Source organism: Streptomyces sp. PSU-S4-23 (assembly GCF_055632315.1).
Genome location: NZ_JBVMUU010000002.1, coordinates 2,062,546 through 2,087,656 on the forward strand (window position 1 = coordinate 2,062,546; position 25,111 = coordinate 2,087,656).

Genomic DNA, 25,111 nt, shown 5'->3' on the forward strand with positions numbered 1-25,111 from the left:
AAGACCATGGATCATCGGGGCGTGCGGCCTCGGGCCCGCGGGGGCGGACCTGGGCGCGCGTCGCCTGCGGTGACCCGGGAAAATCGGCTCCGTGGACGTGACTCTGCTCGGCACCGGTGCCCCCGCGGGACTCCCCCGCCCCGACTGTCCCTGCGCGGCCTGCGCGCGTGCGCTCGGCGAGGAGGCGCGGGCGGCGACCGCCGTGCTCGTGGACGGGGCGCTGCTGCTGGACCTCACGCCCGGCGCGGCGTTCGCGGCGGCGCGGGCCGGGCACTCGCTGGCCGGCGTACGGCAGGTGCTGCTGTCGCATCCGCACGACGGGCCGGCGGTCGAGGTCCCGGCCGGCCTGCCGGGGCCCGGGCGGGTGCCGGACGGGCGGGAGCTGGCGCTGCTGACCGGGCACCGGGTGCGGGCGCTGGCGACGGACGCGCCGGGCACCGGTTACGCGGTGACCGGACCTGAGGGGCCCCGGCTGCTGTATCTGCCGCCGGGTGCCGCGCCCGCGGGCCTGGAAGGGCCCGCGGAGCCGTACGACATGGTGGTCGCGGACGTCGTGGGGCGGCCGGACGCGCTGGCGAGGCTGCGTGCGGCGGGGGCGCTCGGGCCCACCACCGACGTCATCGCCGTGCACATCGGCCACGAGGTGCCGCCGGGTGCCGAGTTGCGGCGGCGGCTCGCGGCGGCGGGGGCACGGGCGGTGCCGGACGGGACGACGCTGACCGTGGGCGCCTACGAGGACGTCCCGGACGTGCCGCGGCGCACCCTGGTGCTGGGCGGGGCCCGGTCGGGCAAGTCGGCGGAGGCGGAGCGGCGGCTGGAGGCGTTCCCGGACGTGCTGTACGTGGCGACGGGCGGGTCGCGCAACGGGGACTCCGAGTGGGCGGCGCGGGTGGCCGCGCACCGGGAGCGGCGGCCCGGGTCCTGGTACACCCGCGAGACCTGCGATCTCGTGCCGCTGCTGGCGCAGGACGGGCCGCCGCTGCTGATCGACTGTCTGGCGCTGTGGCTGACCGACGCGATGGACGCGGTGAACGCGTGGGACGACGCGGAGTGGTCGGGCGGGGGTGAGCGGGCGCTGCGGGCGCGGGTGGAGGAGCTGGGGGCGGCGGTGCGTGCCACCCGCCGGACCCTCGTCGCCGTCTCGAACGAGGTCGGCTCCGGCATCGTGCCGGCGACGGCGTCGGGCCGCCGCTACCGGGACGAACTCGGCCGTCTGAACGCGGCGTTCGCGGCGGAGTGCGAGCAGGTGCTGCTGGTGGTGGCCGGGCAGGCGCTGCCGCTGCGCGGCTAGGGCCTGTTCTGAGGGTGTGCCGGGCGCCGGGGCGTCGGCGGGGAACTCGGAACAGGCCCTGAGGGCGGGGTGCGGGCGACGATCCGGTAGGCGTTGGAGAAGCGGGTGCGCCGCGCCAGGGGTGCGAGCGTGTGGTCCAGGGCGGCGGCCGTCGCGAGCAGCGGTGCGGTAACCCCTCTCAGGGCCGTGTGCAGCAGGCGCCGGAGCCGTCTCGGCGGAACCGGCCGCCCCGGGCGGCCGCCCGGGGCCGGCAGCGCGCGGGCCACGACCAGTGCCAGGGCGCCCGCGAGGTCGTACGGCGTGTGCGGCTCGCGGCGGTCGGTGCCGACGATCGTGCAGCCCAGGGCCTCCAGTTCGGCCGTCAGGTTGCGCAGCGGCATCAGCTGGAGGTGGCCGGGCCGGGCGTAGGACACCCACCATCGGCCGAGCAGCGCGCGGAAGAGGCAGTCGGGATCGGGGACTTCGACGAGCAGATGGCCGCCGGGCCGCAGCACCGTGAGGGCGGCGCGCAGTTCCGCGCGCGGGTCGCGGGTGTGCTCCAGGTGGTGGAGCATGCTGACGACGTCGTAGCGGGAGCGCAGCCGCGCGGTGATCCCCGGGTCGGTGAGGTGGCCGCGGTGGGCCTCCTCTACGCGGCCCGCGGCCTGTGCCTCCTCGACCAGGTGGGTGGGGTCCAGGCCGTCGAACGAGGTGTAGGGGTGGATCTCCCGTGCCGCCTCGGGGAAGTGGCCGTGCCCGGTGCCGACGTCGAGCCAGCTCTCCGGTTCCGGGAAGGGCAGCATGGCGCGGGCTGCAGCCCGGTGGCGGCGGCTGCCCGCGCGGGCGGCGAGGGCGCGTTCGGCGGGACCGTGGGGGCCCATGTCCTCCGCGTGGCGGACGACATGGGCGCAGTCCCGGCACTCGTACACGAGCGGGCCCGGCCCGTGCCGCCCCGGGCCGGGGAGGCGCAGCCGGGTGTGCGGCCGCGTCGAACCGCACCACGGGCAGCCCTCGCGGGGCGTCGGGTGCGACCGGCCGGTGTTCCCGGCGCCTTCGCCGGGGTACCGGGAGGGGTGCGCGCCGTCCGTCGGCGGGGTGGGGTGCATGGGCGGCTCCTGGGGCGGGTGCGGCGGGCGGCGTACGACGGGGCGGATGGGGGTGGTCGTGACCATGGAGGAGAACGACAATACGTGCCCAAACGGTACGTACGGGGCTCAGTTCGCGGGCGTGGGGACGTGCCGCCGACACGGCGCCGCCGCGTTCGATCCCTGCCGGTACTGTTCGGCGAATGAGCTCGCTTAATCTCGACGACTTCACCGACCTGATCGAGCGCCCCGACGGCGCGGTGCGCCGCGACGCCGAGGCGCGCCGGGAGCGTCGGACCGTGCCGCCGGGGGCGCTGGGCCGCCTCGACGACCTGGGTGAGTGGCTGTCGGCCGCGCAGTCCGCGGTACCGGCGCGGCCGATCAAGCGGCCGCGCGCGGTGCTGTTCGCGGGCGACCACGGGGTGGCCGCCCTCGGCGTGTCGGGTCGGCCCGCGGGCGGCGCGGCCCGGCTGGTGCGGGCGGTGCTGGAGGGCGCCAGTCCGGTGGCGATCCTGGCGCGGCGGCAGAACGTGCCCGTGCGCGTGGTCGACATGGCGCTGGACTGCGATCCGGAGGAGCTGCCGGAGGACGTCGTACGGCATCGGGTGCGGCGCGGCAGCGGGCGGGTCGACGTCGAGGACGCGCTGACGCTCCAGGAGGCGGAGGCTGCGTTCCGGGCGGGGATCGCGGTCGCGGACGAGGAGGCGGACGCCGGGACGGACCTGGTGGTCCTCGGCGATGTGAGCGTCGGCGGCACGACGCCGGCGGCGGTGCTGACCGCCGCGCTGTGCGGGACGGACGCGTCGGTGGTGACCGGGCGCGGCGGCCTGGCGATCGACGACCTGGCCTGGATGCGCAAGTGCGCGGCCGTACGGGACGCGCTGCGGCGGGCCCGGCCGGTACTGGGTGATCAGTTGCAGTTGCTGGCGGCCGTGGGCGGGGCCGATCTGGCCGCCATGACGGGTTTCCTGCTGCAGTGCGCGGTGCGCAAGACCCCGGTGATCCTGGACGGTGTGGTGTCCGCGGCGTGCGCGCTGGTCGCCCAGCGGATCGCGTTCCGCGCGCCGGACTGGTGGCTGGCCGGGCACACGAGCGGGGAGCCGGCGCAGGCCAAGGCGCTGGACCGGATGGCGCTGCAGCCGCTGCTCGACCACGGAGTGACCGTCGGCGAGGGGGTCGGAGCGCTGCTGGCGCTGCCGCTGGTGCAGGCGGCGGCCGCACTGGCCGCGGAGCTGCCGGGACAGGACGAGGGGCAGGAGAAGGGGGAGGGCGAGGAGAGGCGCGAGGAGGGCAGGCAGGAGGGCGAGGACAAGGGCGAGCAGGAGGGCGAGTAGCCGGCGGGGCCGCGGCCGGCCCGGCGGATTCCATCGCACACCGCTCCCCGGTACGCCCCCGAGCGCCCCATATCATCCCCCTTCATGGGAGATGCCCTGTTTACTGCGGAACGGGAACGCACGGTCCGGCCGGCGGGCGGGACACGGTGGTCCGGTCGGGCCTCCCGGCGGGCCGCAGCGATCGCGGTCTGGTACCTGCGCGCCGTCACGTTCATCAACTTCCTCTCCGCCGTATGGGTGGCGCTCGGGCAGGACGTGCGGCGCCACAACCAGGCGGACCTCTTCACGCCGTACCTGCTGACCGCGGGTTTCGCCTCGGGCGTGTTCACGATGTTCCTCGCGGTCACCATGCGGCGGCGCAAGCGGGCCGCCTGGATCCTCAACATGGCGCTCAGCGGGCCGTTCCTGCTGCTGTTCGCGTTCGCCATGGCCTTCCCCGAGATCCGGCAGTACGCGCAGAACTGGATCTCCCTGCTCCTCACCGCGGTCTTCGTCGGCTCGCTCCTGGTGGGGCGGCGGGAGTTCTACGCCAAGGGCGACCGGTCCAACCCGCGGCTGGCCGCCGTCGTCGGCGCCGGCGGCCTGCTCGTGTCCTCGCTGCTCGCCGCGCTCCTGGTGACCGTGGCCAACACCGCGCACGACGCCCACCGTTCGACCTTCCTGGGCCGCTGGCGCTACGGCGCGATGCGGCTCGTCTCGGTCGCCGCCGGCAGCACGGCGCACCACCCCGGGATCGCCACGCCGAACTGGGTGAACGTCACCATCAACGCCTTCAGCACGCTGCTCGTCCTCGCCGTCCTGTACGCCGCCTTCCGCTCCCGGCGCGCCGTCGACCCGATCACCGAGGACGACGAGAGGCGGCTGCGGGCACTGCTCGCCACGCACGGTGCCCGTGACTCGCTCGGGTACTTCGCGCTGCGCCGGGAGAAGAGCGTGATCTGGTCGCCCACCGGCAAGGCGGCGGTCGTGTACCGGGTCGTCGGCGGCGTCTCGCTGGCCTCCGGCGATCCGCTCGGCGATCCGGAGGCATGGCCCGGCGCCATCGAGCCCTGGCTCGCCCAGGCACGTGCGCACGGCTGGATCCCCGCCGTGATGGGCGCGAGCGAGGAGGCGGGGACCGTGTACACGCGGCACGGGCTGGACGCGCTCGAACTCGGTGACGAGGCCATCGTGGACGTGGGCGAGTTCACCCTCGAGGGGCGGGGGATGCGCACCGTGCGGCAGGCGTGCAACCGCGTGAGACGCGCCGGGTACACCGTCCGCATCCGGCGTCACGCGGACATTCCCGCCGAGGAGATGGCGTACCTCCTCGACAAGGCCGACGACTGGCGCGACGGCGCCACCGAGCGCGGGTTCAGCATGGCGCTGGGGCGGCTGGGCGACCCCGAGGACGGGCAGTGCGTGATGCTCGAGTGCACGGACGCCGACGGCCGGCTGCGGGCGCTGCTGTCCTTCGTGCCGTGGGGGCCGCACGGGCTCTCCCTCGACCTGATGCGACGCGACCGGGACTCCGAGAACGGGCTCGTGGAGTTCATGGTGATCGAACTGCTGCGCCGCGCCCGGGAGATCGGGGTGGCCCAGGTCTCACTCAACTTCGCGATGTTCCGATCCGTCTTCGAACGTGGTGCGCGCCTCGGCGCCGGACCGGTGCTGCGGCTGTGGCGCTCGCTGCTCAGCTTCTTCTCGCGCTGGTGGCAGATCGAGTCGCTGTACCGGGCCAACGCGAAGTACCGGCCCATCTGGGAACCCCGGTTCCTGCTCTTCGAGAAGAGCGCGGACCTGCTGCGCATCGGCGTCGCCTCGGCGCGCGCCGAGGGGTTCCTGGAGGCCCCGGGACTGCCGAAGTGGCTGCACCGCAGGCACCTTCAGTCGCACAGAAGAGGAGAGCCGGACAGATGAGGGCCGCTGGATGAGCATCCTCGCCCGCCTGGCCCGCGCCGAAGGGGCACCGCTGTACGCCACCGTGCGCGGGGCCCTCGCACGGCGGGGCCGGCGGGCGATACCCATGACGCTGGGGGCCGTGTGCCTGACGTCGGTGCTGCAGTTCGTGCAGAACCAGCCGTGGGGCTTCGGGTTCGTGCAGGCCATCGGGTCCGTGCGGGCCGAGGAACCGCTGCCGCGCGCCCTGCTGCGCACTCCGCTCTCCCTCTTCGTGCCGGCCCTGGACCTTCCGGTGTGGGGGGCGCTGCTGCAGATCCTCTTCGTGTTCGGGATCGCCGAGATCTGTCTGGGCTGGTGGCGCACGCTCGTCATCGCGTACGTCGCCACGCTCGCCGGCACGCTCTACGCGCGGGTGGCCGTCGGCCTGGGCCCGCACCATCCGCTGGGGCTGTCCAAGGCCGACGCGCAGGTCGTCGACACCGGCCCGTCGGCGGCGGTGATCGGGCTCGCCCTGTTCCTGTGCTGGCGCTACCGCGCGCTGTTCACCGGGGGCGCGGTGATCGCCGCGATGACCGGGGAGCTGCTGGTGAAGGGGAACCTCGCGGGCAAGGAGCACATCGCCGCCATCGCGGCGGTGCTGACGCTGTGCGGGCTGTCCGCGCTGCGCCGTCACCGGCGGCCGGGCGGCCCGGTGAACCGCGGATCGGGCCTGCCGCCGATCCAGTCCTGGACCCTGCGGCGCGGGACGGTCCAGCGTCGGTCGTGGCGGTAGGCGCGCAGACCGGCCCTGGCGCGGGCGCGCGGACGGCGGCGGTAGAACCGCCTGGCCCAGGGCGATCCGGGCCGGGCCAGGCGGACGGCGCCGACCAGGGCGACCAGCGGGATGATCGCTCCGAAGACCGCGACGCGGGCCTTGCCCTTGCTCAGGGCGAGCAGGGAGAAGAGGAAGTTCACGCCGACGGTCACGATGACGCCGCCGCGGTTCTGCAGTTCCTCCGCGGAGACGTCGTTGACGCCGAAGGGCACGAAACCGGCGAGGACCAGGCCGACCAGGGCCGCGGTGATGACGACGACCTCGACGCTCTGGCGGCCCTCCTCGGTCCAGTAGACGTCGTCCAGGTGCAGGATCAGGGCGAACTCGTCCAGCACGAGGCCCGCGCCCACGCCGAAGAGGACGGCGAAGGCGCCGGAGCCGGCGCCCTCGCGACTGGCGACCGCGCCGAAGCCGCCCACGACGACGAGCACGACCCCGGGGACGACGTGGTGGATGTGAACGCCGCCCGCCTTCACATTGCCGAAGGGGCCCCGGCCGGCCCGGATCAGCCGGGTGATGACCCGGGTGATCACGAACGTCAGCACGAACGCGGCCAGCGCGAGGAGCAACGGCAGCTTGCCCGGCTCGACGATGTTGCGCTGCAGCCAGTGGCCCATGGGGCAAGTCTGCCCGCGAACCCCCTGAACTGCCTGTTCGCGGCCTCCCGGACCCGGGACGGGCACCGCCGTCACGTACCCTGCGGCCGTGTTCACGTCATCGTCCCGCCACGGCCTCCGCTTCGCCTTCGGCACCCTCACCGTCCTGCCCGTCCGGGTCACCCGGTGGGACCGGTCCGCCGCACGCGGCGGAATGCTGTGCGCGCCGCTGGCCGGAGCGGTGGTCGGAGGTCTCGCCGGTCTGCTGGGCTCACTCGTGCTCCTGGCGGGCGCCGGGCCGCTGCTCGCCGCCGTCGCCGGCGCCGCCGTACCGGCCGTGCTCACCCGGGGGCTGCACCTGGACGGGCTGGCCGACACCGCGGACGGACTCGGCAGCGGGAAGCCCCCCGAGGAGGCGCTGCGGATCATGAAGCGGTCCGACATCGGGCCGTTCGGCGTGATCACGTTGCTGTTCGTGCTGCTCGCGCAGGTGGCGGCCCTCGCACAGGCGTACGGCCACTCGTGGGAGCGCGGGGCGCTGGCCGCCGTCGTCTCGGCCACCGCCGCCCGGCTGGCCCTCACACTGGCCGCGCGCGGCGGGGTGCCGGCCGCCCGGCCTGAGGGGCTGGGAGCCGCGGTCGCGGGGGTGGTCCCGGTGCGCGGTGCCCTGGCGGCGGCCGGCGTCGTCACCGCGGCGGCGGCCGCCGGGGCAGCGCCCTCCGGGGGGTACGAGGCGGCGCGCGCGGCGGCCGCGGTGGTGGTCGCGGTCGTCGCCGCGGAGCTGCTGCTGCGGCACTGCCTCAGGCGCTTCGGCGGGGTGACGGGCGATGTGTTCGGCGGCCTCGCGGAGACGGCGGCGACGGCCGCGCTGGTGGTGCTCTCGCTCGGCTGACCCGGGTGCGCCGTGTGTCACGGCCCTGCTGCGGCCCTGTTCAACTGCGGCTCTGCACGGGTGATTTGCGCGCTAAGGTGACACATCGATCAGCCATCCGCTTCACCGTCATCGGGGGACGACTGTGCAGAAGACCCGCCGGTTCCTTGCCTGGTTCATCGACTTCGCCCTGGTGCTCACGGCGGCCTCGGGGCTCGCGATGCTCACCTTCCACCGGATATCCATGCTCTTCACCGACGTGCCCGGCCTCGCGACGAAGGGCGGCCTGGACCTGCTGACGTCGCGGGGCGACGTCGTCCGCACCTCGGAGGGCCTCGGACTCTCGCTGTGGCACACGACGGTGCTGTACGTCGAACAGGGCTTCGGACTGCTGGTGGTCGCGGCCTTCCTCTACCAGTGGGCGTCGCTGGCTCTCGCCGGGCGCACCCTGGGCAAGGCGCTGACCGGTCTGAAGGTGACGCCGGCCGCCCCGAGCCGGGCCGCGCTGCGGGCCGCCGTGACGACGACCGCGGACGTGGCCGTGTACGCGCTGGCCTGCATCCTGCTCGTCGAGGGCCAGTTCGTGCTCTCGGTGCTGGTGTGGACGGCGGCGGTGGTGGTCTTCTTCCTGAACGCGCTGCCCGTCCTCTCCCCCAGCCGCCGCTCGCTGGCAGACCGGGTGGCGGGCACGGCGGTGGAGGGGTTCCGGTTCGGCGGCGCCGCCGCCGTGCCGCCGGCCCACACCTTCTGAGCGGCCGACTCCCCTTCGGGCGACGGCAGTCGGGGCCGAAGCACCGACCCGGCGGGCGACAGCGCCGGGCCGGCGCTTCACCGACCGGCCGACATGACCCGGGTCGCCCCGCGGGGGGCGGCGGGTCGTCGCCCCAGCGCCACACACCGGCGAAATCCGTGGGGAATGAGCGAAACCGGCCCCCGCGCGTAGGCTCGTGCCGGGCAATTCCCAGCCCAGGCAGAGACCGGACGTTCGGAGGGATCTAGGGTCGGTTCCCGGGCCGGCCGACCCCATCCGTTCGGCCACCGAAACTCAATCGGAAGCGAGATTTCACCACCGTGACTGCTCTCACTCTCAGCACCGCCGCGGCGGCCGGCCTGCGGGCCGACGCGATCGTGGTCGGTGTCGCGAAGGGCGCCGAGGGCCCGGTCGTCGCACCGGGCGCCGAGGCCGTGGACCAGGCGTACGACGGCAGGCTCGCCGCCACCCTGCAGACCCTGGGCGCCTCGGGCGCCGAGGGCGAGGTGACGAAGCTGCCCGCGCCCTCCGGCTTCAAGGCGCCCGTCGTGGTGGCGGTGGGCCTGGGTGCGGAGCCCGAGAAGGACCAGGCGTTCACCGCCGAGTCGCTGCGCCGCGCCGCGGGCTGCGCGGCGCGGGCGCTCGCCGGCTCCAAGAAGGCCGTCTTCGCGCTGCCGGTCACCGGTGCCGCCGACGTCGGCGCCATCGGCGAGGGCGCGCTGCTCGGCGCGTACGCCTTCGACGCGTTCAAGGACAACGGCACGACCGGGAAGAACGCCAAGAGCGGCAAGTCCCCGCTCGCCGAGGTCGCCGTGCTCGGCGGCAAGCCCCGCGACAAGGCGTACAAGGCGGCCGTCGAGCGCGCCGTCACCGTCACCGAGGAGCTCAACCGCGCCCGCGACCTGATCAACACCCCGCCGAACCACCTCACCCCGATGGCCTTCGCGGCCATCGCGCAGACCGCGGCGAAGGAGCACGGCCTCAAGGTGCAGGTGCTCGACAAGAAGGCGCTGGAGAAGGGCGGCTACGGCGGCATCCTCGGGGTCGGCGCGGGCTCGGCCTCCCCGGCCTGCCTGGTGAAGCTGTCGTACACGCACGCCGGGGCCGGCAAGCACCTGGCCTTCGTCGGCAAGGGCATCACCTACGACTCCGGCGGCATCTCCCTCAAGCCCGCCGGTCACAACGAGACCATGAAGTGCGACATGAGCGGGGCGGCGGCCGTCTTCGCCGCGGTCGTGGCCGCCGCCCGCCTCGGTCTGGAGGTCAACGTCACCGGCTGGCTCGCCCTCGCCGAGAACATGCCGTCCGGTTCCGCCACCCGCCCGGGTGATGTGCTGCACATGTACAGCGGCAAGACCGTCGAGGTGCTCAACACCGACGCGGAGGGCCGGCTGGTCCTGGCCGACGCGTTGTGGGCGGCCTCTCAGGAGAAGCCGGACGCGATCGTGGACGTGGCGACCCTGACCGGCGCCATGATGCTGGCGCTCGGCAACCGCACCTTCGGGGTCATGGCGAACGACGACGCCTTCCGCACCGCGGTCCACGAGGCCGCCGGGGAGGTCGGCGAGGACGCCTGGCCGATGCCGCTGCCCGAGCACCTGCGCAAGGGCATGGACTCCCCCACGGCGGACATCGCCAACATGGGCGAGCGGATGGGCGGCGGCCTGGTCGCCGGACTGTTCCTCAAGGAGTTCGTCGGCGAGGGCATCCCCTGGGCCCACCTGGACATCGCGGGCCCGGCCTTCAATGAGCAGGCCCCCTTCGGGTACACGCCGAAGGGCGGCACGGGGTCCGCGGTCCGCACCCTGGTCCGGCTCGCGGAGCTGAGCGCTGCGGGCGACCTGGGCTGATATCCCACCCGCGCGGGAGTGCGGCCCCGGGCTCGGCGGAGCCCGGGGCCGCAGTCGTACCGGTACGGGCCCTCCCCTTCGGCCAAATCCGTACGATCATCCGCAAGCGCGACCATTCGGCGTGATGGATCCGACGTTTCACACACCCGGCCCAGCGTCCCGCACGCCGCCGACAAGTGCGAAGATGGGGTCTCGGCAGGACAGGGCCCCATCGAAGGGCCGAAGCAAGAGCGGCCGGACACCAGCCGCCTGCCGGTCATCGACGACCGGCGTACGGCGCACATGCATGGAGGACGTGACGTGGCGAACGACGCCAGCACCGTTTTCGACCTAGTGATCCTCGGCGGTGGCAGCGGCGGTTACGCCGCGGCCCTGCGCGGGGCTCAGCTGGGCCTGGACGTCGCCCTGATCGAGAAGGACAAGGTCGGCGGCACCTGCCTGCACCGGGGCTGCATCCCCACCAAGGCCCTGCTGCACGCGGGCGAGATCGCCGACCAGGCGCGCGAGAGCGAGCAGTTCGGTGTCAAGACCAGCTTCGAGGGCATCGACGTACCGGCCGTCCACAAGTACAAGGACGAGGTCGTCTCGGGCCTGTACAAGGGTCTGCAGGGCCTGATCGCCTCCCGCAAGGTGACCTACATCGAGGGTGAGGGCCGGCTGTCCTCCCCGACCTCGGTGGACGTCAACGGGCAGCGCGTCCAGGGCCGCCACGTCCTGCTGGCGACCGGCTCCGTGCCGAAGTCGCTGCCCGGCCTGGAGATCGACGGCAACCGCATCATCTCCTCCGACCACGCCCTCGTCCTGGACCGCGTGCCGCAGTCCGCGATCATCCTGGGCGGCGGCGTCATCGGCGTCGAGTTCGCCTCCGCGTGGAAGTCCTTCGGCGCCGACGTCACGATCATCGAGGGCCTCAAGCACCTCGTACCGGTCGAGGACGAGAACTCCTCCAAGCTCCTTGAGCGCGCCTTCCGCAAGCGGGGCATCAAGTTCAACCTGGGGACCTTCTTCCAGAAGGCCGAGTACACCCAGAACGGTGTCAAGGTCACACTCGCCGACGGCAAGGAGTTCGAGGCCGAGGTCCTCCTCGTCGCCGTCGGCCGCGGGCCGGTCTCCCAGGGCCTGGGCTACGAGGAGGCCGGGGTCGCCATGGACCGCGGTCACGTCCTCGTCGACGAGTACATGCGGACCAACGTCCCGACCATCTCCGCGGTCGGTGACCTGGTCCCGACGCTCCAGCTCGCGCACGTCGGCTTCGCCGAGGGCATCCTGGTGGCGGAGCGACTGGCGGGTCTGAAGGTCGTCCCCATCGACTACGACGGCGTGCCGCGGGTGACGTACTGCCACCCGGAGGTCGCCTCGGTGGGCATCACCGAGGCCAAGGCCAAGGAGGTCTACGGCGCGGACAAGGTCGTCGCTCTGAAGTACAACCTGGCGGGCAACGGAAAGAGCAAGATCCTCAAGACCGCGGGCGAGATCAAGCTCGTCCAGGTCAAGGACGGTGCCGTGGTCGGCGTCCACATGGTCGGCGACCGCATGGGCGAGCAGGTCGGCGAGGCCCAGCTGATCTACAACTGGGAGGCGCTGCCCGCCGAGGTGGCCCAGCTCATCCACGCCCACCCGACGCAGAACGAGGCGCTCGGCGAGGCCCACCTGGCCCTCGCGGGCAAGCCGCTCCACTCCCACGACTGACGCTTTCAGTCTTCGGGCGCGACGACACAGACTTCCGCAATTCGTAAGGAGAAACCGAAACCATGCCGGTTTCCGTAACCCTTCCGGCGCTCGGTGAGAGCGTCACCGAGGGCACCGTCACCCGCTGGCTGAAGGCCGAGGGCGAGCGCGTCGAGGCCGACGAGCCGCTGCTCGAGGTGTCGACCGACAAGGTCGACACCGAGATCCCGGCGCCCGCCTCGGGCGTGCTGACCTCCATCAAGGTCGCCGAGGACGAGACGGTCGAGGTCGGCGCCGAGCTGGCCGTCATCGACGACGGCACGGGCGCCCCCGCGGCCGCTCCGGCGCCTGCCGCCGAGCCCGCGCCGGCCCCGGCCGCCCCGGCCCCGGCCCCGGCCGCCGCCGCCCCGGTCGCCGAGGCCCCGGCCGCCCCGGCCCCCGCCCCCGCCGCTCCGGCCGGCGGCGCCCAGGGCACCGACGTGGTCCTGCCCGCGCTGGGCGAGTCGGTCACCGAGGGCACCGTCACCCGCTGGCTGAAGTCGGTCGGCGACACCGTCGAGGCCGACGAGCCGCTGCTGGAGGTCTCCACGGACAAGGTCGACACCGAGATCCCGGCGCCCGCCTCCGGCGTGCTCCTGGAGATCGTGGTCGGCGAGGACGAGACCGCCGAGGTCGGCGCCAAGCTGGCCGTCATCGGCGCGCCGGGTGCCGCTCCTGCGGCCGCCCCGGCTCCTGCCGCCCCGGCCCCGGCCGCCGCCCCGGCTCCTGCCGCCCCGGCCCCGGCCGCCGCTCCGGCTCCTGCCGCTCCGGCTCCGGCACCCGCCGCTCCGGCGCCCGCTCCGGCCGCGCCCGCGGCTCCGGCGCCTGCCGCCCCGGTCGCCGCCCCGGCCCCGGCTCCCGCCCCGGCCCCGGCGCCCGCTCCGGCCGCGCCCGCCCCGGTCACCCCGGCTCCGGCCGCCCCGGCCGCCGCACAGCCGACCGACGAGGGCGCGTATGTGACCCCGCTGGTGCGCAAGCTCGCCGCCGAGAACGGCGTCGACCTGTCCACCGTCCGCGGCACCGGCGTCGGCGGCCGCATCCGCAAGCAGGACGTCATCGCCGCCGCCGAGGCCGCGAAGGCCGCCGCCGCCCCGGCCCCGGCCGCCGCCGCGCCGGCCGCCAGGAAGGCACCGGTCCTGGAGGTCTCCCCGCTGCGCGGCCAGACCGTCAAGATGCCGCGGATCCGCAAGGTCATCGGCGACAACATGGTCAAGGCCCTGCACGAGCAGGCCCAGCTCTCCTCGGTCGTCGAGGTCGACGTGACCCGCCTGATGCGCCTGCGCGAGCAGGCCAAGGGCTCGTTCGCCGCCCGCGAGGGCGTCAAGCTGTCCCCGATGCCGTTCTTCGTGAAGGCGGCGGCCCAGGCGCTGAAGGGCCACCCGGTCATCAACGCCCGGATCAACGAGGCCGAGGGCACCATCACGTACTTCGACGCGGAGAACCTCGGCATCGCCGTGGACTCCGAGAAGGGCCTGATGACCCCGGTCATCAAGAACGCCGGCGACCTGAACATCGCCGGTATCGCCAAGGCCACCGCCGACCTGGCGGCCAAGGTCCGCAGCAACAAGATCACGCCGGACGAGCTGGCCGGCGCGACCTTCACCGTCAGCAACACCGGTTCGCGCGGCGCGCTGTTCGACACGATCATCGTGCCCCCGGGCCAGGTGGCGATCCTCGGCATCGGCGCCACGGTCAAGCGCCCCGCCGTCATCGAGACGGAGGAGGGTACGGTCATCGGCATCCGCGACATGACGTACCTGACGCTGTCCTACGACCACCGCCTGGTGGACGGCGCCGACGCGGCCCGCTACCTGTCGGCGGTCAAGGCGATCCTGGAGGCCGGCGAGTTCGAGGTCGAGCTCGGCCTCTGAGCCACCGGCAGGCGAGCGACCCTCGGTGCCCCCGCCCGGAGATCCGGGCGGGGGCACCGTGTTTCCGACCGGGCGTGTAAGTCTCGTCTCACCTGCGCGAAAGCGCCCCCATGCGCCTCTCACGGACGGGGCTGCGGCCTTATTGTCTAAACGTCAACCCCAGGGGCCGGTGGCCCCCGCCTAAGGAGCCGTCATGACCGCGCCCGTCGTCCACTCGCTGCGCGAACAGATCCGCGAGCACATCGTGGAGGGGATCGTCAGCGGGCGCTGGAAGCCGGGCGAGCGGATCGTGGAGCGGCGGATCGCCACGGAGCTGGAGGTCAGCCAGACACCGGTCCGGGAGGCACTGCGGGAACTGGAGTCCCTGCGGCTGATCGAGTCCGCCCCCAACAAGGGCGTGCGGGTGAGGAACCTGACCGCCGCGGACCTGGAGGAGTCCTACCCCGTGCGGGCCGGCCTGGAGGCCATCGCGGCGGAGCTGGCCGCCGACAGGCTGGCCGAGGACTGCTCCGAGCTGGAGCCGCACGTCGCCGCGCTGTACGAGGCGGACCGCGAGTCGGACGGGACGGCGCAGGTGCGGCACACGGTGGCGTTCCACCGGGAGCTGGTGCGGGCCGCCGGGAACTCGGTGCTGCTGCACACCTGGGAGGGCCTCGGCATCGAGGTGTTCACGGCGCTGTCGATCCGTTGGCTGGGGACGGTGCAGCAGTCGTACGCGGAGGAGCACGAGGAACTCGTGGCCGCGTTCCGCAGGCGGGATCCGCGGATCGCCGAGATCGTGAAGGCCCACGTTCTGGGCTGCGCGCCGCGCGCGTGACGCGGGGCACCGCCGCGCTCAGACGTCCCCCACCTGCGAAAACCCTCGTGGAACACGGCACCGGGTGTCTTGGTACGAGGCACCGGGTGCCGACTTTCTCGTGATCAAGAGGTTTTGGTCCGCAACCCTTTGATCGATCATCGATCAGCGGGTTAGAGTCACCGACGGGCTTCCACCCGAGCCCCAGCCCTGTCCTGCCAAAGACCAAGGGCACCCCCGAACCCTTACCGACGAGGGAACCCCCTTCGACTGAGGAAGGCGGCGACATGACCGACCCCCACGCCATCCGGCCGAGCGAGCTCGACCAGCTCCCGGACCGCGACCCCGAGGAGACCGCCGAATGGCAGGCGTCCCTGGACGCCGTCGCCCGGGCGGCCGGGCCGCACCGTGCCGCCTACCTGATGCGCCGCACGCTGGAGCGTGCCGAGGGCTCCGGCATCGCGCTGCCCGCACTCCTGGAGACCGACTACGTCAACACCATCCCCACCGCCGCCGAGCCGGCCGTGCCCGGTGACGAGGAGATGGAGCGCCGCATCACCGCGTGGAACCGCTGGAACGCGGCCGCGATGGTGACCCGCGGCAGCAAGTACGGCGTCGGCGGCCACATCGCCACCTTCGCCTCCGCGGCCTGGCTGTACGAGACCGGCTTCAACCACTTCTTCAGGGGCAAGGAGAGTGGGGGAGGTTCCGGCGACCAGCTCTACATCCAGGGCCACGCCTCCCCCGGCATCTACGCCCGCGCCTTCCTCGACGGCCGCCTGACCGAGGACCACCTGGACAACTTCCGGCAGGAGGCGGGCGGCAACGGACTGCCCTCCTACCCGCACCCGCGCCGCCTGCCCTGGCTGTGGGAGTTCCCGACCGTCTCCATGGGCCTGGGTCCGCTCTCCGCGATCTACCAGGCGCGCTTCAACCGCTATCTCACCCACCGCGGCATCAAGGACGTCTCGTCCTCGCACGTGTGGGCCTTCCTCGGCGACGGCGAGATGGACGAGCCCGAGTCGACGGCGGCGCTGGCGCTCGCCGCGCGCGAGGAGCTGGACAACCTCACCTTCGTCATCAACTGCAACCTGCAGCGCCTCGACGGCCCGGTCCGCGCCAACTTCAAGATCGTGCAGGAGCTGGAGGCCCAGTTCCGCGGCGCCGGCTGGAACGTCGTCAAGACGCTGTGGGGCACGGCCTGGGACGAGCTGTTCGCGCTCGACACCACCGGCGCACTGGTACGCCGGCTGCGCGAGGTTCCGGACGCCCAGGTCCAGACGTACCAGACCCGTGACGCCGCCTACATCCGCCAGGACTTCTTCGGCAAGGACCCGGCCCTCGCCGAGATGGCGAAGCTGCTGAGCGACGACAAGATCCTGGAGTGCTTCCACCTCTCCCGCGGCGGCCACGAGGCACGCAAGGTCTACGCCGCGTACAGGGCGGCCCTGGAGCACAAGGGCGCGCCGACCGTCATCCTGGCCCAGACCGTCAAGGGCTTCACGCTCGGCGAGGGCTTCGCGTCGAAGAACGCCAACCACCAGATGAAGAAGCTGACGGTGGACGAGTTCAAGGCGATGCGCGACCGGCTGGAACTGCCGATCCCGGACGCGCGCTTCGAGGGCGGCGTGGTGCCCTACGGCCACCCGGGCGCCGACTCCCCCGAGGTCCGCTACCTCCAGGAGCGCCGCGCGGCCCTCGGCGGCCCGGCCCCGGCCCGCCGCGTCCACCCCGTCGCCCCGCTGCCGGCCCCGGCCGAGAAGGCGTTCACCGCCTTCGACAAGGGCTCCGGCTCCCAGAACGTGGCCACCACCATGGCGTTCGTCCGCCTGGTCAAGGACCTGGTCCGCGACCGGGAGACGGGCCGGCGCTGGGTGCCGATCGTCCCCGACGAGGCGCGCACCTTCGGCATGGAGAGCCTGTTCCCCTCCCTGGGCATCTACTCGCCCAAGGGCCAGACGTACGAGCCGGTCGACCGCGACCAGCTGATGTACTACAGGGAGGCCGCGAACGGCCAGATCCTCAACGAGGGGATCACCGAGGCCGGTTCCATGGCCGACTTCATCGCCGCCTCGACGTCGTACGCGACGCACGGCGAGCCGATGATCCCCTTCTACATCTTCTACTCGATGTTCGGCTGGCAGCGCACGGCCGACCAGATGTGGCAGCTCGGCGACCAGCTCGGCCGCGGCTTCCTGGTGGGCGCCACGGCCGGCCGCACCACGCTGACCGGTGAGGGACTGCAGCACGCCGACGGCCACTCACCGGTGATCGCGGCGACGAACCCCGCCGCCCTGACGTACGACCCGGCGTTCGCGTACGAGATCGCGGTCATCGTGAAGGACGGCCTGCGCCGCATGTACGGCGGGACCCTGCCCGGCGAGGACCCGAACGTCTTCTACTACCTCACCGTCTACAACGAGCCGCTGCCGCAGCCCGCGAAACCGTCCGTGCCCGGCATCGACCAGGGCATCGTCAAGGGCCTGTACCGCTTCAACACGGCCGAGTCGGCGGGGCTCTCCGCCCCGGCGAACGCCCCGCGGATGCAGCTGCTGGCCTCGGGCACGGCGATCCACTGGGCGCTCGACGCCCAGAAGCTCCTCGCCGAGGAATGGGGCGTGGCGGCCGACGTGTGGTCGGCGACATCGTGGGGCGAGCTGCGGCGCGACGCGATGGAGGCGGACGCGGCCCTGCTGCGCGGCGAGGAGCGGGTGCCGTACGTGCGGCAGGCGCTCCAGGGCGCCGAGGGCCCGGTCCTGGCGGTCTCCGACTACATGCGCCAGGTCCCCGACCAGATCGCGCAGTGGGTCGAGCAGGACTACTCCTCGCTGGGCACCGACGGCTTCGGCCTGTCGGACACCCGTGACGCGGCCCGGCGCCACTTCGGCGTCGACGCCCGGTCGATCGTCGTGGCGGCCCTGGCCCAGCTGGCCAGGCGCGGCGAGGTCAGCACCGCGGCCGTGAAGGAGGCGCGGGACCGCTACGGCCTGTAGGCCGGGTCCCGGTCGGACGAGGGGTACGGCGGCCGCCGTGCCCCTCACTGTCGGTGCCGCCCGGCATCATGAAGCCATGCGTGCCGCCCGCCTCATCAAGATGGTGCTGCTCCTCCAGTCCCGTCCCGCCATGACCGCCGCCGAGCTGGCCCGTGAGCTGGAGGTGTCCGAGCGGACCGTGACACGGGACGCCCAGGCCCTGTCGGAGGCGGGCGTCCCGGTGTACGCGGACCGGGGCCGCTCAGGCGGTTACCGGCTCATCGGCGGATACCGCACCCGGCTGACCGGCCTCGCCCGCGACGAGGCCGAGGCACTGTTCCTCAGCGGCGTTCCGGGGGCGCTGCGTGAGATGGGGCTGCAGGACGCGGCCTCCGTGGCCCGGCTGAAGGTCTCCGCGGCCCTGCTGCCGTCCCTGCGCGACGCGCCCCGCACGGCGGCGCAGCGGTTCCATCTGGACGCGCCCGCCTGGTTCACGGAGCCCGGGACGCCGCGGCTGCTGCCGGCGATCGCGGACGCGGTGTGGGACGACCGCCGGATCACCGCGCGCTACCGGCGCGGCGAGATGGGCCGGCACGCCGAGCGCGCAGTGGAGCGGGAGCTGGAGCCGTACGGGCTGGTGCTCAAGGCGGGGGTCTGGTACCTGTGCGCGCGGGTCGCGGAGGACGGAGCGTTCCGCGTGTACCGCATCGACCGCTTCACGGCCGTGGAGGACGGCGGGGAGCGGTTCACGCGGGACGAGGAGTTCGGCCTGGCCGCGTTCTGGGAGGAGCGGGCCGAGCAGTTCGCGCGGTCCGTCCTGCGGGCCGAGGTCGTGGTGCGGCTGTCCGCGGACGGCGTGCGCAGGCTGCCGTACGCCGTCGACCCCGCGTCCGCCCGGGAGGCGCTGAGCGGCGCGGGCGACCCGGACGAGCGGGGCTGGGTGACGCTGACCCTGCCGGTGGAGTCCGAGGAGGTCGCGCACACGCAACTGACGGCGCTGGGCCCGGAGGCCGAGGTGCTGTCCCCGGAGCGGCTGCGCGCGCGGTTCGCGCGCGATGCGGCACGGCTCGCGGGGCTCTACGGCCCCTGACGTCCCGCGCCCTCCGCATGCGCCCCTCCCGTGCAGGGCCGATGCTGGTCCCGTGATGGACGAGACGGAGTTCTGGGAGCTGGTGGACGCGAGCCGCCGGGCCGCCGGGGGTGACCCCGACGAGCAGGCCGACCAGCTCGTCGAACGGCTGACGCGGCTGGACCCGGACTCGATCCTGGACTTCGCCCGGCACTTCGAGTCCCGGTACAACCGCGCCTACCACTGGGACCTGTGGGGCGCCGCCTGGGTGCTGCTCGACGGGGCGAGCGACGACGCGTTCGACTTCTTCCGGTGCTGGCTGATCGGGCAGGGCCGGGAGGTGTTCGAGGGCGCCCTGCACGATCCCGACGCGCTCGCCGGCCTCCTGGAGGACTTCGACGAGGAGACCGACGGCGACGGCGAGGAACTCGGCTACGCGGCGGACGAGGCGTACGAGCAGCTCACCGGCACCGTGGCACCGGACCTGGGGGTCCCGCCGGCGCCCGCCGAGCCGGAGGGCACCCCGTTCGACATGGAGAACGAGTCCCTGCTCGCCGAGCGCTACCCGAGGCTCTGGGCCCGCTTCAAGGGCTGATCCCGAGCGTGCGTCCCGGCCCGCCCGGTGGCCGTCCGTCCCGGCCCACCCCGCAGCCGTCCGTCCCGGCCCACCCCGCAGCCGTGCATCCCGGCCCACCCCGCAGCCGTGCATCCCGGCCGCCCTGGCGCTCATGCCTGCCGTGCGCCCTGGCGCTCATGCCTGCCGTGCGCCGCCGGCCGACGTCCGGGGGCGGTACGCCGGCGCCCGGGCCGGCGGATCCCGGCGTCCTCCGGCCTGCGGACGGCAACCGGCCGAAGCTGCGCACCATGACCTCCTGGACGGTGGTCCGCGCCGTCGCGACACTCGTCCCCGGCCCGGCCACGCGTCAGCGCCGGCCCTGCAGGTGCGCCGCCTGCTCCCTGATGTTCGGGAGGAGGGCGCTGAGCGCCGCACCGGGGCAGTTCGTCATGAAGCCGTCGTTGTGCCCGGCGAGGGCGGGCAGCGTGGCGGTGGCGCCCGCCTGGTAGCGGCTCTTGCCGTTGCTGGAGACGAGCCGGACCCTGACGCGCGGGTCGATGTCCGCCAGGCCCAGCTTCCAGGCGGCCAGTGCGGCGATCGCGTCGGTCATCGCCCGGGGCACCGGCACGCCCTTGGTGAACGTGCCGATGGCGGCGATGCCCGCGGTGCGGTGGTTGAAGCCCTGGGTGTGGGCGCCGGTGACCGCACGGTCGATGCCGCCGGCGCGGCCCTCGTAGATCGTGCCGCAGCGGTCGACGAGGAAGTTGTAACCGATGTCGTCCCACCGCCGGTTGCCCCGCTGCCCCGTGTACAAGGCGCGGATGATGCGGGGCGTCTCGGAGCAGCGGTAGCGGTTGGGTGAGTCGGTGTGGTGCACGAAGACCGCGACGACCTTGTCGTCGTAGCGGGGCGGGGGCTGGCCCCGGGTGCCGTCGTCGGCCCAGACGGATCGCGGCACGATGCGCGGCCGGGGCGCCGGGTGCAGGACGGCGGACCGTGCCTGCGCCGGCCGCGGGGGTGGGAGCACCACGGTGCGCTCGGTCCCGGCCGCGCTCATCACCAGGATGAGAACGGCGGCCAGCCCGGGCATGCAGCCGAGCAGCAGCAGGGCGGCGCCGGGGCGCCGCAGGGCATGCGGCCTCGGTGCGCGCACTCTTGGGAAGACACGCATGGTTTCACTGTCCGTCCGTTCCGTTGCATCCGCGATGTGCGCTGTGCCACCTGGTGGAACCATCGTCCCGGTCCGGCACGTTTTCCTCAGTGCTCGCCGCGCGGGCGGCCCGGCTCCTGCGGGGGCGGTTTCCGGGCGCTCCCCGCGCGGCTGATCACCGGGCTCCTGCGGCGCGTACTAAGGGGCCCCAGAGAAAGGCGGCTTCGTGGACCTGCTCGACTTCCTGCTGTTGCTGGTGATCCTCGGCTATGCGGCGTCCGGCTACCGGCGCGGACTGGTGGCCGGCTGTGTCTCCCTGGCCGGCTTCGTGGGCGGTGCGGTGGTCGGCGTGTGGGTGCTGCCGTGGGTGATGGGCCTGGTGACGCGGGGTACGACGGCGGCGACGGTGACCGCGGTGTTCACGGTGCTGGTCCCGGCCGTGGCGGGGCACGAGATGGCGGGGCGCCTCGCGCTGAAGCTGCGCCGGGAGCTGGACCGGGGGCCGCTGCGGGTGGCCGACGGCGTCGGCGGGGCGGCGGCCAACACGGCCGCCGTGCTGATCGTGGCATGGGTGGCCGCGAGCGTCCTGGGCGCCTCCTCGTCGCCGCTGGTCACCCAGGCGATCCGGGACTCCCGGCTGCTCGGGGCCGTGCAGAGCGCGATGCCGGACACCACCCCGGCCTGGTTCGCGCGTGCCACCTCCGCGCTCACCCAGGCGGGCTTCCCGCAGGTCTTCAACCCGTTCGAGAACGAGCCCACGGCCGGGGTCGCCAAGCCCTCCGGCGACAACGTCACGGCGAGCGCGACGAACGCCGCCAAGCTCGCCACGGTGAAGATCGAGGGCGCCGCGGGCGACCAGGGCCGGGAGGGCAGCGGTTTCGTGTACGCGGCGCGGCATGTGATGACCAACGCCCATGTGGTGGCGGGCATCGACCGTCCGAGCGTGCGGATCGGGGGCGTCGGTCCGTCGTACGCGGCGCGCGTCGTGCTCTTCGACCCCGACCGGGACGTGGCCGTGCTGTACGTGCCCGGTCTGCGCACGCCGGTGCTGCGCTTCGACGAGTCGGCGGCGCGCGGCGACGCGGCGGTGGTCGCGGGCTATCCGGAGGACGGCGACCTGACGCTGCGGGCCGCGACGGTCGCCAGCCGGATCCGGGCCACGGGCCAGAACATCTACAACTCGGGCACCGTCACCCGGGAGATCTACTCGGTGCGCTCGACGGTCCTGCCCGGCAATTCCGGGGGCCCGCTGCTGACCACCGAGGGCAGGGTCTACGGCGTGGTCTTCGCCCGCTCCACCTCGGACACGGAGACGGGGTACGTCCTGACGGCGACCGAGGTCGCCTCCGACGCGAAGCGCGCCGCGCACGCCACGGCGGCCGTCGACACCGGCGACCTCGTCACGTCCTGAGCGTCACCCGGAGTCCGGGGCCACGCAGCTCGCGGCACGGGCGTCCCTCACCGGGACGTCACAGGGGGCGCCCCATAAGCACGTCGTCGACGTACTCGCCGTCGAGCAGGAACTCCTCGGGCAGGATGCCCTCCACCACGAATCCCTCGGACTCGTAGAGGGCGCGGGCCGGGGTGTTGTGCCCGAGGACGCGCAGCGTGATGCGCCGCGCTCCCCGCCGCCGCGCCTCGTCCTGCACGGCGCGCAGCAGGGCCCGGCCGACCCCGGCGCCGCGCGCCTCGTCGGCGACGGCGAGCCCCTGGATCTGGCGCACGTGGGAGTTGCACTTCAGGGAGGTCGGGAACCCCAGCCGGACGTAGCCGACGAGGGCGCCGCCGAGTTCGGCCACGAGATGGTCCCGCGGCCCGAACCGCTCGTTGAAGAAGGGCTCGTACGGCGGCTGCGGGCGCGGCTGGACGGCGTGCAGCGGGGACCAGACGGCGCGGTCGAGCCGGCCGAGCGGCTCCTCGTCGTCGGGGGTGGCGTGGCGTATGTGCGGAACCGGCATGAGGGTCACTCTAGGCCGGTCGTCCGAGGTGCCGTCCGGTGTCGTGCGCGGGCGCCGGGCAGGATGAGGCCATGGAGCGTTCCCGAATCGCTGTGGCCGGCGCGTCCGGCCTCGTCGGAAGTGCCCTGGTGCGGTCACTGGCCGCCGACGGGCACGAGGTGGTGCGTCTGGTGCGCCGCGCGGCCCGGGGCAGGGACGAGATCTGCTGGGACCCGGAGGGGCGGTACGTGGACGCGGCCGGTCTGGCCGGGTGCGACGCCGTGGTGAACCTGGCGGGGGCCGGGATCGGCGACCACCGCTGGACGGACGCGTACAAGAAGACGCTGCGCGACAGCCGGGTGCTCGGCACGGCCGCGCTCGCGGAGGCCGTCGCCTCCCTGTCCGAGCGGCCGCGCGTCTTCGTGAGCGGCAGCGCCATCGGCTACTACGGCGACACCGGGGAGCGGGCCGTGGACGAGGAGGCGCCGCCCGGGGAGGGGTTCCTGCCGTCGTTGTGCGTGGAGTGGGAGGGGGCCGCGGCCGCCGCGCAGGAGGCCGGCGTACGGACGGTGCTCCTGCGGACGGGGCTGGTGGTCGCCCGCGGGGGCGGGGCGTGGGGGCGGCTGTTCCCGCTCTTCGAGGCGGGGCTCGGCGGGCGGCTGGGCGACGGGCGGCAGTACTGGTCGTTCATCTCGCTGCACGACGAGGTGGCGGCGATCCGCCATCTCATCGGCGGGGAGGGGCTGTCCGGGCCGTTCAATCTGACGGCTCCGCAGCCGCTGACCAACCGTGAGATCACGGCGGCGATGGGGCGGGTGCTGCGCCGGCCGGCGCTCTTCCCGGTGCCCGCGCCGGTGCTGCGGCTCGCACTGGGCGAGTTGGCCGGGGACGTGCTGGGCAGTGCGCGGGTGCTGCCCCGGCGGCTGCTGGAGTCCGGGTTCTCCTTCGCGTTCCCGGGGATCGAGGAGGCGCTGCGGGCGGCGCTGGAGCGGTAGCCGGCGAGCACGACGGCGGAGCGGAATTCCGGTGTCCGGCCCCGTGCGACCGTCGTGCGACCGTGCCCTGTCCATGCGCGACTTCCACCGGCCGCCGACGGACCTACGCTCGTCCCGAACTCGGGTATTCCTCAAGCCGGTTGGGGGCATGACGTCTGCACCGGCCGCACAACCTCGAGGAGGGGCACGTGCACGAGCCCGTGAATCAGGCGGACGTCGTCGTCGTGGGGGCCGGGGTCGCCGGTCTCGCGGCGGCCCAACGGCTGACCAGCGCAGGAATCACCACCGCAGTCCTGGAGGCCGCTCCCTGTGTGGGCGGCCGCATGTCGACCGAGAAGGTCGACGGCTTCCGGCTCGACCGGTTCGGGCAGCTCCTGACAACGTCTTCGATGGCACATCCCGAACTGCGCCGTACCCCGGGGCTCGACGCACTGGTTCTGCGTCCCTTCGCGCCCGGCGTCCTGGTGCACAGCGAGGGGCGCCACCATCGGGCGGGCGCCCTGATGGGAGGGAGCGCGGGGGGCGCACGAAGCGCCTTGAACGCTGTACGCGCCCTCGCGAGCGCCCCCCGGGTGGCCTCCGCGCCCCTGGCGGGGAGCGGAGCGGCCCGGGCGCGCGCCGTCCGGGCGAGGGCGGCGGGAGCACGGCCCGGCACCGCGCTCGGCGGGGCCATGGACCAGGCCCGGCTCGGTGCGGCACTGGCCCGGATATCCGCCACGCCCGTGGAACGGCTGCTGACCCGGCCCGAGTTGCCCGCCGGGCACGCCCTCACCGCCCGGGGGATCCCCGCTCGCACGGTCGACGGCTTTCTGCGCCCCCTGCTCGCCGCACTGCTGTGCGACCCGGAGCTGACCACGTCGAGCCGCTGCGCCGACCTCGCGCTGCGCGCCTTCGCGAGCGGCCGGCTGTGCGTGCCGGAGGGCGGGGCGGAGGTCCTGCCGGAGCTGCTGGCGCGGGCGCTGCCACCGGGGACCGTGCACACCGGGGTCCACGTCACGTCGGTCTCCACCACCTCGGTGGCCACCGCCGAGCACGGTGTGGTCCGCTGCCGCGCCGTACTGCTGGCCACCGGCGCGCACACCGCGGCCGAGCTGCTGCCCGGCCTGCGCGTCCCGGACTTCCATCCCGTCACCGTCGTCCACCACGCCACGGACGAGCCGCCGTCGACCGGTGCGTCGCTGCTGCTCGACGCGGACCGCGGCGGTCCCGTGGCGCACACCGCGGTCGTCAGCCGCGTGGACCCCTCCCGTGCGCCCGCGGGCCGCACCCTGGTCTCCTCGACCGTGCTCGGCGCGCCCCCGGACGACGTCGACGGCGCCGTACGGGCCCATCTGGCGCGCCTGTACGGCGCCTCGACCGTGCGCTGGGAGACGCTCGCCGTGCACCACACCGCGCGGGCCGTCCCGGCGATGCGGCCGCCGCACGACCTGCGCCGGCCGGTACGGCTGCTGGCCGGGCTGTACGTGTGCGGCGACCACCGGGACACGAGCACGGTCCAGGGTGCGCTGCACTCCGGGCACCGCGCCGCGTCCGCCGTCCTGGCCGATCTCGGCGCGGGCCCGATGCACGTCGGGGAACCGCTGCCCACCGCGGCCTGAGGGACGGA

At 73.9% G+C, this 25,111-nt stretch carries 20 protein-coding genes; 16 read left to right on the forward strand and 4 right to left on the reverse strand.

Going from position 1 to position 25,111, the window contains the following annotated elements; all coding sequences use genetic code 11:
- Window positions 1–91: 91 nt before the first annotated feature.
- On the forward strand, window positions 92–1,291 hold the full coding sequence (locus ACZ79I_RS10230; protein ID WP_471496245.1) for a bifunctional adenosylcobinamide kinase/adenosylcobinamide-phosphate guanylyltransferase: 1,200 nt from the start codon (window positions 92–94) through the stop codon (window positions 1,289–1,291).
- Here the strand turns inward: ACZ79I_RS10230 and ACZ79I_RS10235 are convergent.
- Complete coding sequence (locus ACZ79I_RS10235) at window positions 1,288–2,442, reverse strand: class I SAM-dependent methyltransferase (protein ID WP_471496247.1); 1,155 nt, start codon at window positions 2,440–2,442, stop codon at window positions 1,288–1,290. The two genes, ACZ79I_RS10230 and ACZ79I_RS10235, sit on opposite strands and share 4 nt — an antisense overlap.
- A gap of 116 nt (window positions 2,443–2,558) precedes the next feature.
- Between ACZ79I_RS10235 and cobT the strand changes: the two genes are divergently transcribed.
- The 3 genes from cobT (at window position 2,559) to ACZ79I_RS10250 (ending at window position 6,342) form a co-directional block, all read left to right on the forward strand.
- Window positions 2,559–3,689: a nicotinate-nucleotide--dimethylbenzimidazole phosphoribosyltransferase gene (gene cobT, locus ACZ79I_RS10240; protein ID WP_471496248.1), complete on the forward strand. Its 1,131-nt coding sequence runs from the start codon at window positions 2,559–2,561 to the stop codon at window positions 3,687–3,689.
- 84 nt (window positions 3,690–3,773) lie between these two features.
- Window positions 3,774–5,588, forward strand: coding sequence for a phosphatidylglycerol lysyltransferase domain-containing protein (locus tag ACZ79I_RS10245; RefSeq protein WP_471496250.1), 1,815 nt, complete (start codon window positions 3,774–3,776; stop codon window positions 5,586–5,588).
- A gap of 10 nt (window positions 5,589–5,598) precedes the next feature.
- Window positions 5,599–6,342 (forward strand): hypothetical protein, encoded by a 744-nt coding sequence (locus tag ACZ79I_RS10250; protein WP_471496252.1) that lies wholly within the window; start codon window positions 5,599–5,601, stop codon window positions 6,340–6,342.
- Here ACZ79I_RS10250 and ACZ79I_RS10255 read toward each other — a convergent pair.
- Window positions 6,240–7,001 (reverse strand): hypothetical protein, encoded by a 762-nt coding sequence (locus ACZ79I_RS10255; protein ID WP_471496254.1) that lies wholly within the window; start codon window positions 6,999–7,001, stop codon window positions 6,240–6,242. The genes ACZ79I_RS10250 and ACZ79I_RS10255 overlap by 103 nt on opposite strands.
- 88 nt (window positions 7,002–7,089) lie before the next feature.
- Between ACZ79I_RS10255 and ACZ79I_RS10260 the strand changes: the two genes are divergently transcribed.
- From ACZ79I_RS10260 to ACZ79I_RS10300, 9 genes are all read left to right on the forward strand, one after another.
- Window positions 7,090–7,872: an adenosylcobinamide-GDP ribazoletransferase gene (locus tag ACZ79I_RS10260; RefSeq protein ID WP_471496256.1), complete on the forward strand. Its 783-nt coding sequence runs from the start codon at window positions 7,090–7,092 to the stop codon at window positions 7,870–7,872.
- Between the two features lie 124 nt (window positions 7,873–7,996).
- On the forward strand, window positions 7,997–8,602 hold the full coding sequence (locus ACZ79I_RS10265) for an RDD family protein (protein ID WP_471496258.1): 606 nt from the start codon (window positions 7,997–7,999) through the stop codon (window positions 8,600–8,602).
- A gap of 320 nt (window positions 8,603–8,922) precedes the next feature.
- Window positions 8,923–10,452 carry a leucyl aminopeptidase gene (locus ACZ79I_RS10270; RefSeq protein ID WP_471496260.1) on the forward strand — a complete coding sequence of 510 codons (1,530 nt, stop codon included), beginning with the start codon at window positions 8,923–8,925 and terminating at the stop codon, window positions 10,450–10,452.
- 300 nt (window positions 10,453–10,752) lie between these two features.
- Window positions 10,753–12,141, forward strand: coding sequence for a dihydrolipoyl dehydrogenase (gene lpdA / locus ACZ79I_RS10275; RefSeq protein ID WP_471496262.1), 1,389 nt, complete (start codon window positions 10,753–10,755; stop codon window positions 12,139–12,141).
- Window positions 12,142–12,203: 62 nt separating this feature from the next.
- Window positions 12,204–14,030 carry a 2-oxoglutarate dehydrogenase, E2 component, dihydrolipoamide succinyltransferase gene (gene sucB, locus ACZ79I_RS10280; protein ID WP_471496264.1) on the forward strand — a complete coding sequence of 609 codons (1,827 nt, stop codon included), beginning with the start codon at window positions 12,204–12,206 and terminating at the stop codon, window positions 14,028–14,030.
- A gap of 193 nt (window positions 14,031–14,223) precedes the next feature.
- On the forward strand, window positions 14,224–14,847 hold the full coding sequence (locus tag ACZ79I_RS10285) for a GntR family transcriptional regulator (RefSeq protein WP_381086612.1): 624 nt from the start codon (window positions 14,224–14,226) through the stop codon (window positions 14,845–14,847).
- A 266-nt stretch (window positions 14,848–15,113) separates the two neighbouring features.
- Complete coding sequence (aceE, locus tag ACZ79I_RS10290; RefSeq protein ID WP_471496266.1) at window positions 15,114–17,819, forward strand: pyruvate dehydrogenase (acetyl-transferring), homodimeric type; 2,706 nt, start codon at window positions 15,114–15,116, stop codon at window positions 17,817–17,819.
- A 76-nt stretch (window positions 17,820–17,895) separates the two neighbouring features.
- Window positions 17,896–18,888: a helix-turn-helix transcriptional regulator gene (locus ACZ79I_RS10295; RefSeq protein WP_471496268.1), complete on the forward strand. Its 993-nt coding sequence runs from the start codon at window positions 17,896–17,898 to the stop codon at window positions 18,886–18,888.
- 55 nt (window positions 18,889–18,943) lie between these two features.
- Window positions 18,944–19,462, forward strand: a complete 519-nt coding sequence (locus tag ACZ79I_RS10300; protein WP_471504862.1) for a DUF4240 domain-containing protein — start codon at window positions 18,944–18,946, stop codon at window positions 19,460–19,462.
- A gap of 328 nt (window positions 19,463–19,790) precedes the next feature.
- Here the strand turns inward: ACZ79I_RS10300 and ACZ79I_RS10305 are convergent, their stop codons facing one another.
- A complete protein-coding gene (locus ACZ79I_RS10305; RefSeq protein WP_471496269.1) occupies window positions 19,791–20,594 on the reverse strand; it encodes a peptidoglycan recognition protein family protein in 804 nt (267 codons plus the stop codon).
- Window positions 20,595–20,799: 205 nt separating this feature from the next.
- Between ACZ79I_RS10305 and ACZ79I_RS10310 the strand changes: the two genes are divergently transcribed.
- A complete protein-coding gene (locus tag ACZ79I_RS10310; protein WP_471496271.1) occupies window positions 20,800–21,984 on the forward strand; it encodes a MarP family serine protease in 1,185 nt (394 codons plus the stop codon).
- 58 nt (window positions 21,985–22,042) lie between these two features.
- On the opposite strand, the gene ACZ79I_RS10315 is transcribed toward ACZ79I_RS10310, so the two are convergent.
- Window positions 22,043–22,531 (reverse strand): GNAT family N-acetyltransferase, encoded by a 489-nt coding sequence (locus tag ACZ79I_RS10315; protein ID WP_471496273.1) that lies wholly within the window; start codon window positions 22,529–22,531, stop codon window positions 22,043–22,045.
- A gap of 71 nt (window positions 22,532–22,602) precedes the next feature.
- Between ACZ79I_RS10315 and ACZ79I_RS10320 the strand changes: the two genes are divergently transcribed.
- Both ACZ79I_RS10320 and ACZ79I_RS10325 read left to right on the forward strand, forming a co-directional pair.
- A complete protein-coding gene (locus ACZ79I_RS10320) occupies window positions 22,603–23,505 on the forward strand; it encodes a TIGR01777 family oxidoreductase (protein WP_471496274.1) in 903 nt (300 codons plus the stop codon).
- A 188-nt stretch (window positions 23,506–23,693) separates the two neighbouring features.
- Window positions 23,694–25,103: an NAD(P)/FAD-dependent oxidoreductase gene (locus tag ACZ79I_RS10325; protein WP_471496276.1), complete on the forward strand. Its 1,410-nt coding sequence runs from the start codon at window positions 23,694–23,696 to the stop codon at window positions 25,101–25,103.
- The last annotated feature ends 8 nt before the right edge of the window (window positions 25,104–25,111 follow it).